This is a genomic window from Acidovorax facilis, from assembly GCF_050626955.1.
Taxonomy (GTDB): domain Bacteria; phylum Pseudomonadota; class Gammaproteobacteria; order Burkholderiales; family Burkholderiaceae_C; genus Acidovorax; species Acidovorax facilis.
The window spans coordinates 670450-686320 of sequence record NZ_CP192460.1 but is presented as its reverse complement, the minus strand read 5'-3'; the positions used below and the strand labels follow the sequence as shown (position 1 = coordinate 686320).

The window sequence follows — 15871 nt, the reverse complement described above, 5'->3', positions numbered from 1 at the left end:
CCCACCAGAAAGGAAACCACCATGACCTTCTCCCCCCGCTTTGCCAGCCGCACCCGCCGCGCCCTTGTGACGGCCGCTGCACTGACCGCCGTGGCCGCCACAGGCACCGCCACCGCGCAGACCAAGACGCTGTACATCGGCATGAACGGCGGCACCATGGAGAAGGCGTACACGCAGTACGTGTTCCCGGCGTTTGAAAAGCTGCATGGTGTGAAAGTGGTGGTGGTGCCCGGCACGTCCTCGGACATCCTGGCGAAGGCCCAGGCCAACAAGGACAAGCCCCAGATGCACGTGATGTTTCTGGACGACGGCATCATGGTGCGCGCCATGGGCATGGGCCTGTGCGAAAAGCAAAAGCCCAACCAGCATCTGAACGACATCTACCCCGCCGCGCGCTTCAAGGACGACCTGGCCAGCGGAGTCAGCGTGGGTATGACGGGCATCGCCTACAACACCAAGATGTTTGCCGAAAAGGGCTGGGCCGCACCCACCTCGTGGATGGACTTTGCCGACCCCAAGTACAAGGGCAAGGTAGTGTTCCAGTCCATGCCCTCCTCATCGTTCGGGCTGCACGGCTTCTTGATGTTCAACCGCATCCAGGGCGGCAACGACAAGAACGTGGAGCCGGGTTTCAACAACTGGGCCAAGACCATCGGCCCGAACGTGCTGGAGTACATCCCGAGCTCGGCCAAGATTTCGGAGATGGTGCAAACGGGCGAGGCTGCGATCTTCCCGCTCACGCCCACGGCCGTGGCTGCACTCAAATCCAAGGGCATTCCGGTGGAATACGCCCAGCCCAAGGAAGGCTCGGTGGTGCTGATGACAGGCCAGTGCGTGATCGCCAAGAACAGCGAGCCCGAGCTGGCGCAAAAACTGGCCGAATTTCTGCTGAGCCCCCTGGCGCAGGCCAACGTGCTGCAGTTTGGCGCGCAGATCCCCACCAACCCCAAGGCCCCGGCCGTGGGTGAAGGCGCCGAGCAGGTGGCCAAGATCAACCAGTGGATGAAAAACGCCGTGACCCTGGACTGGGACAGCGTCAACGCCAACCGCCCGGCCTGGAACACGCGCTGGAACAAGACCATCGAGCGCTGAGCAACGGGGCCGTTGACGCGCGCCGCACCACACTGGCGGCGCGTTTGTGACAAATGTCACCGGCTGCGCCACGCCCTGCGGCAGGAGGGTGTCACAAACCGCTTCTTCGAATCCAGAATCCGGCGCCTGAACACGCTGATTCGTTCAGTTGCCATTCATTCGAAGAAGAGGGATACCACCATGAAACGCTGGATCAAATGGACCGCAGGCGGCGCGCTGCTGCTGGGCGTGGTCGTTGTGGCCACAGCCACCAGCGGCCTGTACCTGGCCGAGCAAAAGCGCAACCGCTACATCGACATCAAGCCGCGCCCCGTGGCCTACACCACCGACGCGCAGACCATTGAGCGCGGGCGGTACCTGTATGCGTCGCGCGGCTGCACCGACTGCCACGGCGCGCAAGGCACGGGCCGCGAGTTTGTGAACGATGGCAACGGCACGCGCATCGTGGGCCCCAACATCACCCCCGCTGGCGTGGTGGCCCGCTACCAGCCCGAAGACTGGAACAGCGTGATCCGCCACGGCGTCAAGCCCAATGGCCGCCCGCTGCTGGTGATGCCGAGCGAGGACTACAACCGTTTTACCAACGACGACCTGAATGCCCTGGTGTCCTACGTGCGCCAGTTCAAGCCGCAGGAGGGCACGCAGGCCGTGGTGGAACTGCCCCGCCCTGCCTGGGTGCTGTACGGCCTGGGCGCGATCCCCGACGCAGCCGCGCGCATCGACCACCAGCTGGCGCCATCGCGCCCCGTGCCTGCGGGTGTGACGGTGGCCAACGGCCAGTATGTGGCCAACATGTGCATCGGCTGCCACGGCGCAGACCTGTCGGGCGGCAAGATCCCGGGCGGCCCGCCGGACTGGCCCGCCGCTGCCGACATCCGCCCCGGCGCCAACAGCGCCATGGCCCGCTACCCCAATGCCGCCAGCTTTGTGGCGATGCTGCGCACTGGCAAGCGGCCGGATGGCACACCGATCCAGGTGATGCCGTTTGAGTCGCTGGGGCAGTTGAGTGATGTGGATGCGAAGGCGCTGTACCTGTTCTTGACAGCCCCTGGTGCCCTTGCCAAGGCGGGGGGCACCGGGGCGGGCGTGGGCCATGCACCGGCCAGTGGGGAGGTGGGGCTGAACGGTGGAGTTGCAGACGCGCATCTGGTGCGGGTGGAGCAGCCAAAGGGGCCGCAGCATCGGCCGTCGAACGTGCCTTCGGTGTCTTCGGGGTTGCGGATGCCGGGGTGATGTTTTTGCCTTGGATTTTTTAATGTTTTGAGCCGCTAGCGCTTATGTATCAAGCGCTAGTCGCTACTATTTTTATAGTGGTCGCGGGTATGTGCTCCGCCCGTTCGGGCCGAGCTTGCCGAAGCCTGGGCTGGCTTGCTGGTTTGTGAGGCGTGCCTGTTCAGAGCATAGGCCCGGCCGGTTCAGCGAACATCCGGAAGCCACTATCAATACCATAGCTGCTCACGCTTAATAGATAAGCGCTAGAGCCCCATAGCACCCTTAACCCCCCGCCGCCCCCTGCGGCACATGGTTGCGCAGCAGCCACCGCGTTTCCCGCGTGGCCTCGGTGTCTGGGTGGCGGGACTCCAGCGTGGCCAGCACGCGCAGGGCCATGTCGGCGCGGTTCATGCCTTGCAGCAGCACGCGGGCCACCAGTTCATAGGCGGCGGGCACGCTGTCGTGGTTTTTGAAGCGGCGGTCAAAGCCCTGCAGCAGGGCCAGCGCGTCTTTGGCGTTGTTGGCATTCCAGGCGGCTTTGGCCAGGTTGAGGGTGGCGTTGGCGTCCTGCAGCGCAAACTGGGCGTCCTGGGCCCGGCAGGTTTGAAAGACCTTGAGCGCTTCGCCGCCCTGGCCCGAGCGCAGCAGCAGCGGGATGTAGCGCTGGGCATGGTCCAGCAGGGTGGCGGTTTTGCCTTCGGCCAGCGTCAGCACACGGTGGTAGCGGCGCTGTGCGGGCACTTCGTCGCTGCGGGTGCGCTGGTCTTCGTAGGCTACACCCAGGGCGCCGACCATGTCGCCCGCGGTGATCAGTGCGGCCACGTGTGCGTCGGTGGCGTCTTGCTCGATCTGGCGGGGGCTGCGGCGGTCCACAGGGGCGCCGTCGTCGTCCAGGCCCGCGCCGGGCAGCAGGTCAATGCCAAAGGCTGCATGGTTCTGGTACATCGCGTAGCCCAGCAGGCTTGCCATGACCCAGCTGAAATAGATCAGCAGCCAGTTGACGATGGGCAGCAGGATCCAGCCCTTGAAGATAGGCACCAGCATGCCCAGCGCGATGAAGGCGCCCTGGCTCAGCAGGAAGAGGAACAGGCACAGCAGCAGGTAGGGCCAGCCAATGGTGCGCACGGCATTCCAGGCGTTGGCGGGGTTCAGGGTTTCGGTAAAGCTGCAGGTCTGCACCAGCACGATCTGCGTGGCGGGCAGCAAAAAACACATGGCCAGCCAGGCCAGCGTGCCCAGCACGGGGTTCAGGCGCTGCAGCCAGCCCACGGCCATGGCTTGCACGATCAGGATGGCGAACAGCTTCCAGGGAAGGTTCTTCCAGTCCGGGTCCAGCTCGGAAGGGTAGTCTTCGGCCTTGTAGATGCCGCGCGAGCCCAGGGCCGTGACTTTGAATCCGTAGCGCGATGCGGCCAGCAGGATGCCGATCTCCACAATCAGGATGCCCAGGGCGTCGGGCACAAAGAAGATCAGCTTGAACAGCAGGCTGGAGAGCGCCAGCAGCACGCTGTACATCAGCGGCTTGGGTTGCAGCGGAAACGCGAAAAAGGTGTTGATCTGGTGCCAGAACGGACGGGGCGTCTTTGCGGTTTCGCGCTGCATGGGGTGCCCCGGGCTTATTTGGAGAAGAAGTCGGACTGCGACATCCCGCGCCCGCCCGCCATGCGCACCACGGTGCGCTGGTCGGAGCGCAGGAGCTTCATTTGCCCCATTTCGCGCACGAGTTGCTCGTTGAAGGTGGAGCTGAACTGCATGACGGTTTCTCCCATCTTCAGCAGGCTGGTGCCTTTGACCTTGGCGCTTTTGCGGCCCGGTTCGATCTCTATGCTGTCGATGTGGAATTCGAACTCGACCGTCAGGATGCCGCCCATGCGGTCACCGATCTGCTCGAACATCTGCATGCTGGCCTTGAAGGCCTCGCACTGCTGGTCGTGGTTGAGTGTGCTGCGCTGCGTCTGGCCGTTCATCACCGTCTCGTCCTGGATGATGGCCTTGCTGCTGAGCTGTTTGCACATCAGCTCAGCGTCTCGCTTGTAGAGGGCGTGCGCGCTCTGGTCGTAGTAGGCGCGCACCATTTTTTCGTCCAATGTGCGCCCGCCGACAAAGTAATACCAGGCGCCCGCGCACAAGGCCGCCAACAAGACGATCTTTTTCATGATTCCCTCTCTCCCGCTTTATTTTGCGGCGCAGTATACCGGTGGGGTTTGTGCGCACTGCCCGCCAGCCTTGGCGCGCGGGGGCTGCGAACGAGTTGTTACCTTCCGTGTCATCGCAGCAGGGGGCGGTCCCCGGCATATCGGCTACCCTCGCGGTCGAGTCGGATAGAGGGATGTCAAAAATGAATGTCTTGCAACGTGCCCTGGTGTTGTTGTCGGGGGCTTTGGTTTCGATGGGCGCACACGCCCTGCAGATCACCAGTTTTTCACCGCAGGGCGAAGTGGCCCGGGTGCGGCAAGTGGTGGCCAAGTTCGATGCGGCGGCCGTCAACTTCGGCGACCCCAAGGCGCCCGCGCCCATCAACCTGAGCTGCAGCGATGCCAGCGCCACCAAGGGCACGGGCCGCTGGACAGGCGAGCGCGAGTGGGTTTTCGACTTTGAAAGTGACCTGCCACCCGGCGTGCGCTGCACCGCAACGGTCAAACCCGGGTTCAAATCGGCCTCTGGCGCTGATCTGACGGGCACCAAAAGCTATCAATTCAATAGCGGCGGGCCGTTTGTGCAGACCATCCGCCCCAACCCCTACCAGGCCATCGACGAAGAGCAGTTCTTCGTGCTGCAGTTCAACGGGCCCGCCACCACCGCCAGCGTTCAGGCCAATGTGTGGTGCACGGTGGAAGGCGTGGGCGAGCGCGTGCCGGTGCGGCTGATTGAAGGCGCGCAGCGCGCCGAAATATTGAAGACGCTGGGCCTGGAAAAAAGCGCGGCGAAAGACCCCCTGCAGTACGCCACGCTGGCCTGCAACCGGCGGTTCACCTCGGGCTCGCGCATGCAGATCGTGTTTGGCAAGGGCGTGGCCACACCCAGCGGCGTGGCCAACACGGTGGAGAAGCGCTTTGACTTCAAGGTGCGCGAGCCGTTTGCGGCCGAGTTCAGCTGCGAGCGCGAGAACGCGCAGGCGGCGTGCCTGCCCATCCGGCCGATGCAGCTGTCCTTCAACGCCCCGGTGCCGCGCAGCCTGGCCACCGCCATTCGCCTCAAGTCCGCCAAGGAAACCCTGAAGCCCCAGACCGATGGCGGCATCGAGGGCCAAAAGGGGGATGCGCTGGTCAACAGCGTGCAGTTTGCGGCGCCCCTGGCCGAAAACACGGCCTTCACACTGGAGTTGCCCAAGGACTTCAAGGACGCCTCGGGCCGCCCGCTGCGCAACGCAGACAACTTCCCGCTCAAGGTGGCCACCGGCGGCATGCCGCCCCTGGCCAAGTTTGCGGCCGCGCCTTTTGGCATCGTCGAGCGTTTTGCCGAAGGCCCGCGCTCTGACAACCCCCCAGCGCTGTTGCCCGTGACACTGCGCAACGTGGAAGCCGCCTTGCGCGTGCAGGGACTGCAGCCGGGCACCGTGAGCACGCTCAAGCCGCGCACCGACGCCGACATCATTGCGTGGTTCAAGAAGGTGCAGCGCTACGACAGCTACGTGGTGGATCGCAAGCAGGCGCGGCGCGACGTGACCGGACCGCTGCCCAAGGTGCTGGACGAAGACAAGGAGTATGTGCAGTCGCGCATGCTTTCGCTGCTGGCGGGCAAGGGTGGCGTGAAGACGCTGGACTTGCCCAAGCCAGCGAGCAACGACCCGCGCCCGTTCGAGGTGGTGGGTATTCCGCTGCCACCCGGCTTCCATGTGGTGGAGATCGCCTCGCAAAAGCTCGGCGCTTCGCTGCTGGATGAGCGCCACGGGGACGCCCGCACGATGTTCGTGCGCACCTCGGCCCTGGTGACCAACCTGGGCGTGCATTTCAAGCTTGGCCGCGAAAACGCCCTGGCCTGGGTGACCACGCTGGACAAGGGCCAGCCGGTGCAGGGCGCCACGGTGCGTGTGAGCGACTGCAAGGGCAATGAGCTGGCCAACGCGCTGACCGATGCCCAGGGCGTGGCCCGCATCGAAGGCCTGTCGTCCGACCCCACCCGCTGCGGCGATGGCGGCGACTACGGCGACGGCGGCAACGCCTACTTCGTGAGCGCGCGCCACAAGGACGAGGGCGGCGTGGAGGACATGGCTTTCACCTGGAGTGACTGGCAGCGCGGCATCGAACCCTGGCGCTTCAACGTGCCCACCAGCAGCGACCCGCGCCCCAGCGAACGCGCCCACACCATTTTTGACCGCACCTTGTTCCGCGCGGGCGAGACCGTGTCGATGAAACACGTGCTGCGCTCGGAAACCCGCCAGGGTTTTGCGCTGCCCAAGGAACGGCCCGAAACCCTGGTCATCACCCATGTGGGTAGTGGCCAGCAGTTCACCCAGCCCGTCGCCTGGCGCGACACGGCCACGGGTGGCCTCAGTGCGCTGAACAGCTTCGCCATCCCGCCCGCCGCCAAGCTGGGGGTGTACCAGGTGGAGCTGCGCAAGGATTCCGGTGATGAACGCAGCTTCGGCTCCGGCGAGTTCCGGGTGGAGGAGTTCCGCCTGCCCGTGCTGGAAGGGCGCATCACCCCGGTCGAGAAGAAGGCCCTGGTGCGCGTGCGCTCGGTGCCCACCGATGTGCAGATCAACTACGTGGCGGGCGGCGGGGCCGCCAACCTGCCGGTGCGCGTGTCGGCCATGGTGCGCGGCAAGGCGCTGCAGTACAGCGACTACGATGCCTTCCGCTTCACACCGCCCCGCAAGCGAGAGCAGGAAAGTGCGAACAGCGACGACGAAGAAGCTGCGGCCCGCCAGGATGCACGCGTGATTGCCGACAAGCTGCCGCTCACGCTGAACAAGGACGGTGCGGGCAAGGTCACCATCGACAACGTGCCCCAGGCCCGCCAACCGCAGGAGTTGCTGCTGGAAGCCACCTACGCCGACCCCAATGGCGAGGTGCAGACCATCCGCAGCACGCAAGCGCTGTGGCCCGCCGGTGTGGTGGCGGGCATCAAGACCGAGGGCTGGGTGTCTGCCCGACAGAAGATCCGCTACCAGGCGCTGGCCTTGCAGCACAACGGCAAACCCGCCGCCGACACCTCGCTGCAGGTGCAGGCCATTGCCCGCATCACCACCAGCACGCGCAAGCGCATGGTGGGCGGCTTCTACAGCTACGACAACCAGACCGAAACCAAAGACCTGGGCACGCTGTGCAGCGGCAAAAGCGATGCACGCGGCCTGCTGCTGTGCGAGTCCAAGCTCGACGAGCCCGGCGAGGTGGAGCTGGTGGTGACGGCCACCGACAAGGACGGCAACACCAGCGTGGCCGCATCCTCCGTATGGGTCACGCGCCAGGGCGAGCTGTGGTTTGGTGGCGAAGACCACGACCGCATCGACCTGCTGCCCGAAAAGAAAAGCTACCAGCCCGGCGAGATCGCCAAGTTCCAGGTGCGCATGCCGTTCCGTTTTGCCACGGCTCTGGTGGCCGTGGAGCGCGAAGGCATCATCGACACCCAGGTGGTGCAGCTCAACGGACAAGACCCGACCGTGAGCCTGAAGGTGCAGCCCGACTGGGGCCCCAATGTGTACGTGAGCGTGCTGGCCCTGCGTGGCCGCCTGCGCGAGGTGCCGTGGTACAGCTTCTTCACCTGGGGCTTCAAGGCGCCGCGCGAGTGGTGGACCTCGTTCTGGTACGAAGGCAAGGAGTACCAGGCGCCCACGGCGCTGGTGGACTTGTCCAAACCCGCGTTCCGTCTGGGCATGGCCGAGATTCGCGTGGGCACAGCGGCCCACCAGATCGACGTGAAAGTGACCACGGACAAGGAAAGCTACGCCGTGCGCGGCAAGGCCCAGGTCACCATCACCGCGACCCTGCCGGGCGGCAAGCCCGCTGCCAATGCAGAGGTGGCTTTGGCCGCCGTGGACCAGGCGCTGCTGGAGCTGATGCCCAACACCAGCTGGAACCTCCTCGAAGCCATGCTGCAGCGGCGCAGCTGGGGCGTGGAGACATCGACCGCGCAGATGGAAATCATCGGCCGCCGCCACTACGGCAAAAAGGCCGTGCCTGCAGGCGGTGGCGGGGGGCGCGCGCAGACGCGTGAGCTGCTCGACACGCTGCTGCTGTGGGAGCCCTCCATCCAGCTGGACGCCAACGGCCAGGCCAAGGTGACGGTGCCGCTGAACGACGCACTCACCACCTTCAAGATCGTGGCTGTGGCCGATGCCGCCACGGGCCTCTTCGGCACCGGCAGCACCAGCATCCGCGCCACGCAGGATTTGCAGATCATCAGCGGCCTGCCGCCACTGGTGCGCGAGGACGACCAGTTCCGCGCCCAGATCACGCTGCGCAACACCACCAAGACGGCGATGAAGGTGGAGGTGGCGCCGCGCGCCACGCTGCTCGACCTGAAGCCGCAGACCATCGACATCCCGCCGGAGGAAGCGCGTGAGGTCGCCTGGAACGTGACGGCGCCAGCGCAACTGGCGCAGACCCGCGCCGAGTCCATACTGTGGGAGATCGAGGCGAAGGACACCGTGGGCGGCGCCCGCGATGCGCTCAAGGCGCGCCAGCGCATCATCCCGGCTGTGCCACTCACGGTGCAGCAGGCCACGCTGGTGCAGGTGGACGGCAGTTTCAACCTGGACGTGAACCCGCCTGCGGATGCCATCCCTGGCCGGGGTGGCCTCAAGATGTCGCTGCAGCCCAAGCTGGCCGAAGGCCTGCCGGGCGTGCGCGACTGGTGGGCCCGCTACCCGTTTGCCTGCCTCGAGCAAAAGACCAGCAAGGCCGTGGGCCTGCGCGACGGCGCGCTGTGGCAGACCGTGGTGGCGCAGCTGCCCACCTACCTCGACAGCGACGGCCTGGCCAACTACTTCCCGCCGCGCGACGGCGATGGCAACCGGGGGAGCGACACGCTGACGGCCTACGTGCTGGCCGCTACGCACGAGGCCGCCAGCATCAACCCCGCGTTTGCATTGCCCGACGCCGCCCGCGCGCCCATGGAGCGTGGCCTGATCGCGTTTGTGGAAGGCCGCATCCAGCGCAGCTTCTGGAGCCCGCGCAAGGACCTGGACATGCGTAAGGTGGCCGCGCTCGAAGCGCTGTCGCGCTACGGTAAGGCCCAGGGCCGCATGGTCAGCAGCATCACCATCGCGCCCAACCAGTGGCCCACACACACGGTGATCGACTGGGTCAACGTCTTGAAGCGCGTGGCCGATGTGCCCCAGCGCGACCAGCGCCTGGCCGAGGCCATGCAGATCCTGCGCAGCCGACTGTCGTTCCAGGGCACCAAGCTCATCTTCAGCACCGAGCAGGACGACTACTGGTGGTGGCTGATGCAAAACGGCGACGTGAACACCGCGCGCCTGATGCTCGCGGTGATGGACGACCCGGCATGGAAGGACGACATGGGCCGCCTGGCCAATGGCTTCATCAGCCGCCAGCAGGCGGGCGCTTGGCACACCACCACCGCCAATCTGTGGGGCGGGCTGGCGCTGGAGAAATTCAGCGCCAAGTTCGAGGCCGTGCCAGTCTCGGGGACCACCAAAGCCGCGATGTCTGGCAACACCGCCAGCGTGGACTGGAGCAAGGTCGAACGCTTGAAGGCCAGTGACGCCACGGGCGCCGCGCACCAGACCACCTGGTTCGGCGCGCCCGCATCGCCCGGCAACCTCAAGAACAACGACATGTTCCTGGCCTGGGGCAAGGCCGGTGGCAAGGAGAACCTGGCGGTGACCCACCAAGGGCCCGGCAAGCCGTGGCTCACCCTGCAATCCGTCGCTGCCATCCAGCTCAAGGCGCCCTTTGCTGCGGGATATGCCATCACCAAGACCGTGACACCCGTGGAGCAGGCCAACAAGTCGCTGCCCGCAGGCCAGTACACGCGCGGCGACGTGCTGCGTGTGACGCTGGAGGTGAACGCCAGCGCCGACATGACCTGGGTGGCCATCACCGACCCGATTCCGGGCGGTGCCACCATCCTGGGCAGCGGCCTGGGCCGGGATTCGCAGATCGCCACCCAAGGCGAGAAGCGCAGCGGCGCGGGCTGGCCCGCGTTCGAGGAGCGCAGCTTCGAGGCCTTCCGCAGCTACTACGAGTACCTGCCCAAGGGCACGGTCAAGATGGAATACACCGTGCGCCTGAACAACGTGGGCGACTTTGCCTTGCCGCCCAGCCGGGTGGAGGCCATGTACGCCCCCGAGATGTTTGGCGAGGTGCCCAACGCGCGGGTAAAGGTGGAGGCGGCTCGGTAAACCGCAGCGCCATGCAGCCTTCCGTTTTGAGCCTGCCCTTCAGAACAACGCCATGAGCCTCAGTGTTTTTGTGGAACTGCGGTTCTGGGTGCTGGTGGCGTTTTCGCTGGTACTGCCTGCGGGCATTTACGGGTTGCTGCTGGCGACCCGGTCCATCTCCCGCGTGGCCGTACTCGGCTTTGGTGTGGCGCTGGTGCTGATAGCTGGGGTGGACGTGTACCTGCTGCAGTCGCTCGCGTCCCTGGCCAAAACCACGCCGTCGCTGGCCGACGACGCGGTGTTCATCTCCGAGCTGTCCATCGCGCTCTATGTATTGCCCGTGGTGTTTGGTGGCATTGGCGTCAATCTGATTTCGCACGTGCTGCTGCGCCACCTGAGCGAGGCCGAAACCCGGTTTGACCGGGAGCATCCCAATGGCTGAGCGCCGGGGGGGCGGCGTTCGCCGCTGGTACGCTGGCTGGACTCTCTGGATGGTCAGCGCATCGGCCGCCTGGGCTATTCCGGCGTTTGACGAGGTGCGAGCCGACTTCAAGCCCTCCGACACCCTCATCCTCTCCCGCGAAGGCGAGGTACTGCAGCGCCTGCGCACCGATGCCACCGTGCGGCGCGGCCAGTGGGTGCCTTTGGCGGAGGTGTCGCCCGCCCTGCGCACGGCCCTGGTGCTCAGCGAGGACAAGCGTTTTTTTGAGCACAGCGGCGTGGACTGGCGCGCCGCATCGGCCGCTGCCTGGGGCAACCTGTGGAACCAGCGCACGCGCGGGGCCAGCACCATCACCATGCAGCTGGCGGGTTTGCTGGACGGTGACTGGCGCCAGGGCCCTGGCGGGCGCACCGTGGTGCAAAAGCTGGGGCAGACGGTGGCCGCACAGGTGCTGGACCGGCGCTGGCGCAAAGACCAGATCCTGGAGGCCTACCTCAACCTCGTGCCGTTTCGCAGCGAGCTGGTGGGCATTGATGCCCTGAGCCGCACGCTGTTTGGCAAGGCCGCGCACGGGCTGGACGACCGCGAGGCGGCGGTGGCTGCTGCGCTGGTGCGCGCACCCAATGCCCGGCCCGCGCTGGTGGCGCAACGGGCGTGCGGGGTGCTGCGCGATATGCAGGCCACCAGCGGCGCGCGCCCCGCGCAGCGCGCCACCCCAGCCCTGGCCCGTGTGGATTGCGATGCGCTGGACCTCTTCACCACCGCCGCCCTGCAGCGCCGCGCATTTGATGCGAGCGAAGGCGTGGCGCCGCACTTCGCCCGCTACCTGCTTCGCCAGCGCTCTGGCAAAGACGGCGCAGTTCCCGAGCGTGTGCCCAGCACCCTGCGCGCGCCGCTGCAGCGTTTTGCCGTGCAGAGCCTGCAGCAGCACCTGCGCGAGCTGCGCGGGCGCAATGTGGAAGACGGCGCCGTGCTGGTGCTCGACAACGCCACGGGCGCGGTGCTGGCCTGGGTGGGATCTTCAGGGCAACTGAGCCAGGCCAGCGAGGTCGATGGTGTACTGGCGCTGCGCCAGCCGGGCTCCACGCTCAAGCCGTTTTTGTACGCGCAGGCGATTGCCGAGCGGCGCCTCACGGCGGCTTCGCTGGTAGAGGATTCGCCCGCGCAGATCACCACTGCCAGTGGCCTGTACATCCCGCAGAACTATGACCGGCAGTTCAAGGGCTGGGTGTCGGTGCGCACGGCGCTGGCCGCGTCGCTCAATGTGCCGGCCGTGCGCACGCTGGTGATGGTCACGCCCGACGCATTCCACCGCCAGCTTGGCGCCGTGGGCTTGCCGCTGCGCGAAAGCGGCGATTATTTTGGCTACAGCCTGGCGCTGGGCAGCCCCGAGGTGCCGTTGCTGCACCTGACCAACGCCTTTCGCACGCTCGCCAATGGCGGGCGGGCCAGTCCTGTTGCGGGCACGCTCGCCAACGGCGGGCGCGCAAGTCCTGTTTCGGGCACCCTGGCCAACGGCGGACGGTCGAGTGCTGTAGCGCTCTCGGATGTTGCAAAGCCGCGCTTTGCCCCTGCGCTGGACGCCCGTGCCGCCTTCATCGTGGGCGACATCCTCTCGGACGGCAACGCACGCGCCCGCACCTTTGGCACCGACAGCGTGCTGGCCACCCGCTTCTGGACGGCCGTGAAAACCGGCACCAGCAAGGACATGCGCGACAACTGGGCCGTGGGCTGGTCAGAGCGCTACACCGTGGGTGTGTGGGTGGGCAACGCCAGCGGCGCCGCCATGCACGATGTGAGCGGCACCAGCGGCGCGGCCCCCATCTGGTCGGCGGTGATGGGGTTTTTGCATGCCCGCGAGCCCAGCCGCGCCCCCAAGGCCCCCCTAGGCCTGGCCCGCACAGCGGTGCGATTTGGGCCCGTGGCGCCGCAGCCTGGCAGCCCGGACCCACGCGGCGGCGGCCAGCCGCTGGAGGCCGCGCGGGACGAATGGTTTGTGCAGGGCACCCAGCAGGCGTTTTTTGCTATTGATTCGGTAGCTATTAGCGCTTACCCATCAAGCGCTAGTGGCCAAAATGATGCTAAAAAATCTGCGCCCGATGCGGCCGTATCTCCTGCGGGTCTGCCCCCGCGCATCACCGCCCCCGCCCCGGGCACCATCATTGCGCTGGACCCGGACATCCCCCCGGCGCGCCAGCGCCTGCAGTTCACCGCCACGGGCAATGCGGTGCAGTGGCGGCTGGATGGCAAAACCCTGGGCCGAGGCCCTCGGGTGGCCTGGTTGCCCTGGCCCGGGCGCCATGTGGTGCAGCTCACCGACGCGCAGGGCAAGGTGCTGGACGAGGTCCGTTTGGAGGTGCGCGGCGCAGGTGTGGTGGCCCAGCCTCTCCGGGCAGGTGCGCATTGACGCTGACAAGTCCGAGGAATACGGTGTGACTTGGGGCCAAGTCCCTGTCAAGGCGGCTGTTTAAAATAGTTACAAACTATCCCTATGCCCTCCCTTCGCCAGTTTTTCTCTCACCGCCTCATATGGCTGGCTTTGCTGGTGGCTCTGGGCATTGGTGCCTTGTTTGCCCGCACCATCTGGACCATTCGCAACGACGAATGGAGCTACGCGGTGCAGACCAACTCCAACCTGGCCCGCACCATGGAGCAGGGCCTGGCCTGGTCGCTGGACTCGTTCGACAAATCCCTGGAGGGCGTGGCCCGCGAGGTGGCACGGCCCGAGGTATGGGCGCTGCCCCCCGACCTGCGTGCGCGGGTGGTGTTTGACAACTCGCTGCGCGCGCGCGGCGCGGGCGATGTGCTGGTGCTGGACGCTCAGGGCAACGTCATTCTGGACTCGGGCTCCCTGACCCCTCGCCGCACCAACTTGGGCGACCGCGACTACTTTCTGGCATTCAGTGAGCGGGGCGAGCGGGAGCTGTTCTTCGGCAAGCCCGTGCCTTCACGGGTGACGGGTCTGAACATCCTTCCCATTTCTCGTCCGTACTTCCATGCAGACGGCAGCTTTGCCGGGGTGGTGGTCGGCGCTATCCGCCTGAGCTATTTCAACGAACTGTTTGGTTCGCTGGACCTGGGCTCCAACAGCGGGGTCAACATGTTTCGGCGGGACGGGGTGGTGATCTCCCGCTTTCCGTATGGTGATGCTGATGTCGGCAAAACCATCGCTGGTACGCCTAACCTGCTGCGTTTTCAGGCCGAGGGCACAGGCTCTTTTGTCGGTAAGGCCGCGCTCGACGGCGTGGAGCGTCTGTACTCCTTCCGGCCTGTGGGCAACTACCCCCTGATTCTGAACGTGGCCCAGTCCACCGACACCATCTTGGCCAAGTGGAGGAGCAGTGCCTGGGTCCTGGGTGGTTTTGCTGCGCTCTTGATGGCTGGCTGCCTTGGGTTGGCGCTGCTGTTCGTGCGTGAGCTGGTGCTGCGCCAGCAGGTTTCGGCGCGTTTGGCCGAGGCTGAGCATGACCTGCGCACCATCCTCGACAACGTGCCTTCGATGATTGCCTACTGGGATGCCAGTATGCACAACCGCTTTGCCAACCGGGCGGCGCTCGAGGAGTTCGGCACCTACCCGGTGCCTGTGCGCGGCCGGCATATCAGCGAGCTGCTCAGCGAATCCCGCTACGCGGCCAGCAAGCCCTACTACGACCTGGCGTTGGCGGGTGCACCGCAGCGCTTTGAACGTACTGACCAGAACCCGAAAGGCCAGCCGCGGCACAGTATCGTCTCCTACCTGCCCGACGCAGACGCGCGCGGCGTGGTCACCGGGCTCTTCGTGCAAGTGACGGATATTACCGAGCGCAAGCACATGGAGAACGAGCTGTTCGACGAGAAAGAGCGCGTGCGCCTGATGCTGCAAGCCATTGGCGACGCAGTGGTCTGCTCGGACGCGAAGGGCATGGTGACCTACCTCAACCCCGTGGCAGAACGCCTGACGGGCTGGCAGGCGTTTGATGCGGCAGGCCACACCGTGGACGAGGTGGTGAGCCTGCGCAGCCCTGACAACGATGAGCCTTTGACCAACACGCTGCGTGCGGCCATCCAGTGCGGCATGGCGACTCCCCCCGTGCGGGGCGTGCTGTTGCACCGCACCAATGGTCAGCGCTTTCAGGTGGAGGAAACCGCCAGCCCCATCACCGACCGCCATGGCACGGTGACCGGCGCCGTGGCCGTACTGCGCGACGTGACCGAATCGGTGGTCATGGCCGAGCGCATGGCCCACCTGGCCCAGTACGACGCACTGACCGACCTGCCCAACCGCGTGCTGCTGCAAGACCGCGCCCAGCTGGCCATCTCGCAGGCCCGCCGCGAAGGCAAGTGCCTGGCCGTGATGTACCTGGACCTGGACGGCTTCAAGGACGTGAACGATACCCTGGGCCACGATGTGGGCGACCTGCTGCTGGTGCAGTTTGCGCAGCGCCTGAAGGCTGCCGTGCGCGCGTCCGACACCGTGTGCCGCCAGGGCGGGGATGAGTTTGTGGTGCTGCTGCCGGGGCTGGACGGCGCCGAGGCCGCCTGCCACGTGGCGCGCAAGATCCTTGCGTCGTGCGACGCGCCCTTCGCGCTGGCGGGGCGTTTTCTGCAGGTGGGGCTGAGCGGCGGCATCGCACTCTTCCCTCAGCACGGCGATACGTTCGATGCGCTCTCGCGCCATGCCGACAGCGCCATGTACGCCGCCAAACGCGGCGGGCGCATGCGCTTCATGCTCTACCGGGGCCCGGACGCCGAGCCCGAGGTGGTGCTGGCCGCTGTGGAGGCTGGGCAGGATCCATAAGTCGCCAGAGTTCTGGTGTGGTATTTTGCTATAACTTTTATAGCCATTAGCGCTTTCCAAA

At 66.0% G+C, this 15871-nt stretch carries 8 protein-coding genes; 6 read left to right on the top strand and 2 right to left on the bottom strand.

All coding sequences use genetic code 11. From position 1 onward, the window contains the following. Positions 1-21: 21 nt before the first annotated feature. Positions 22-1092, top strand: a complete 1071-nt coding sequence (locus tag ACQ4MJ_RS03075) for an ABC transporter substrate-binding protein (RefSeq protein ID WP_431150123.1) — start codon at positions 22-24, stop codon at positions 1090-1092. Positions 1093-1272: 180 nt separating this feature from the next. Next, positions 1273-2325: a c-type cytochrome gene (locus ACQ4MJ_RS03070; protein WP_431150125.1), complete on the top strand. Its 1053-nt coding sequence runs from the start codon at positions 1273-1275 to the stop codon at positions 2323-2325. Positions 2326-2586: 261 nt separating this feature from the next. On the opposite strand, the gene ACQ4MJ_RS03065 is transcribed toward ACQ4MJ_RS03070, so the two are convergent. Together ACQ4MJ_RS03065 and ACQ4MJ_RS03060 are read right to left on the bottom strand one after the other, a co-directional pair. Next, a complete protein-coding gene (locus ACQ4MJ_RS03065) occupies positions 2587-3906 on the bottom strand; it encodes a tetratricopeptide repeat protein (RefSeq protein ID WP_431150128.1) in 1320 nt (439 codons plus the stop codon). Between the two features lie 14 nt (positions 3907-3920). Next, a complete protein-coding gene (locus ACQ4MJ_RS03060) occupies positions 3921-4460 on the bottom strand; it encodes a hypothetical protein (protein ID WP_055400622.1) in 540 nt (179 codons plus the stop codon). 182 nt (positions 4461-4642) lie between these two features. Between ACQ4MJ_RS03060 and ACQ4MJ_RS03055 the strand changes: the two genes are divergently transcribed. The 4 genes from ACQ4MJ_RS03055 to ACQ4MJ_RS03040 all read left to right on the top strand — a co-directional run bounded on the left by ACQ4MJ_RS03055 (position 4643) and on the right by ACQ4MJ_RS03040 (position 15810). After that, complete coding sequence (locus ACQ4MJ_RS03055) at positions 4643-10612, top strand: MG2 domain-containing protein (RefSeq protein WP_431150131.1); 5970 nt, start codon at positions 4643-4645, stop codon at positions 10610-10612. A gap of 52 nt (positions 10613-10664) precedes the next feature. Continuing rightward, on the top strand, positions 10665-11033 hold the full coding sequence (locus tag ACQ4MJ_RS03050) for a hypothetical protein (protein ID WP_055400618.1): 369 nt from the start codon (positions 10665-10667) through the stop codon (positions 11031-11033). After that, positions 11026-13440, top strand: coding sequence for a penicillin-binding protein 1C (gene pbpC, locus ACQ4MJ_RS03045; RefSeq protein ID WP_431150135.1), 2415 nt, complete (start codon positions 11026-11028; stop codon positions 13438-13440). The genes ACQ4MJ_RS03050 and pbpC overlap by 8 nt, the downstream gene beginning before the upstream one ends. 84 nt (positions 13441-13524) lie before the next feature. Continuing rightward, positions 13525-15810, top strand: coding sequence for a diguanylate cyclase domain-containing protein (locus tag ACQ4MJ_RS03040; protein ID WP_431150137.1), 2286 nt, complete (start codon positions 13525-13527; stop codon positions 15808-15810). Positions 15811-15871 lie beyond the last annotated feature (61 nt).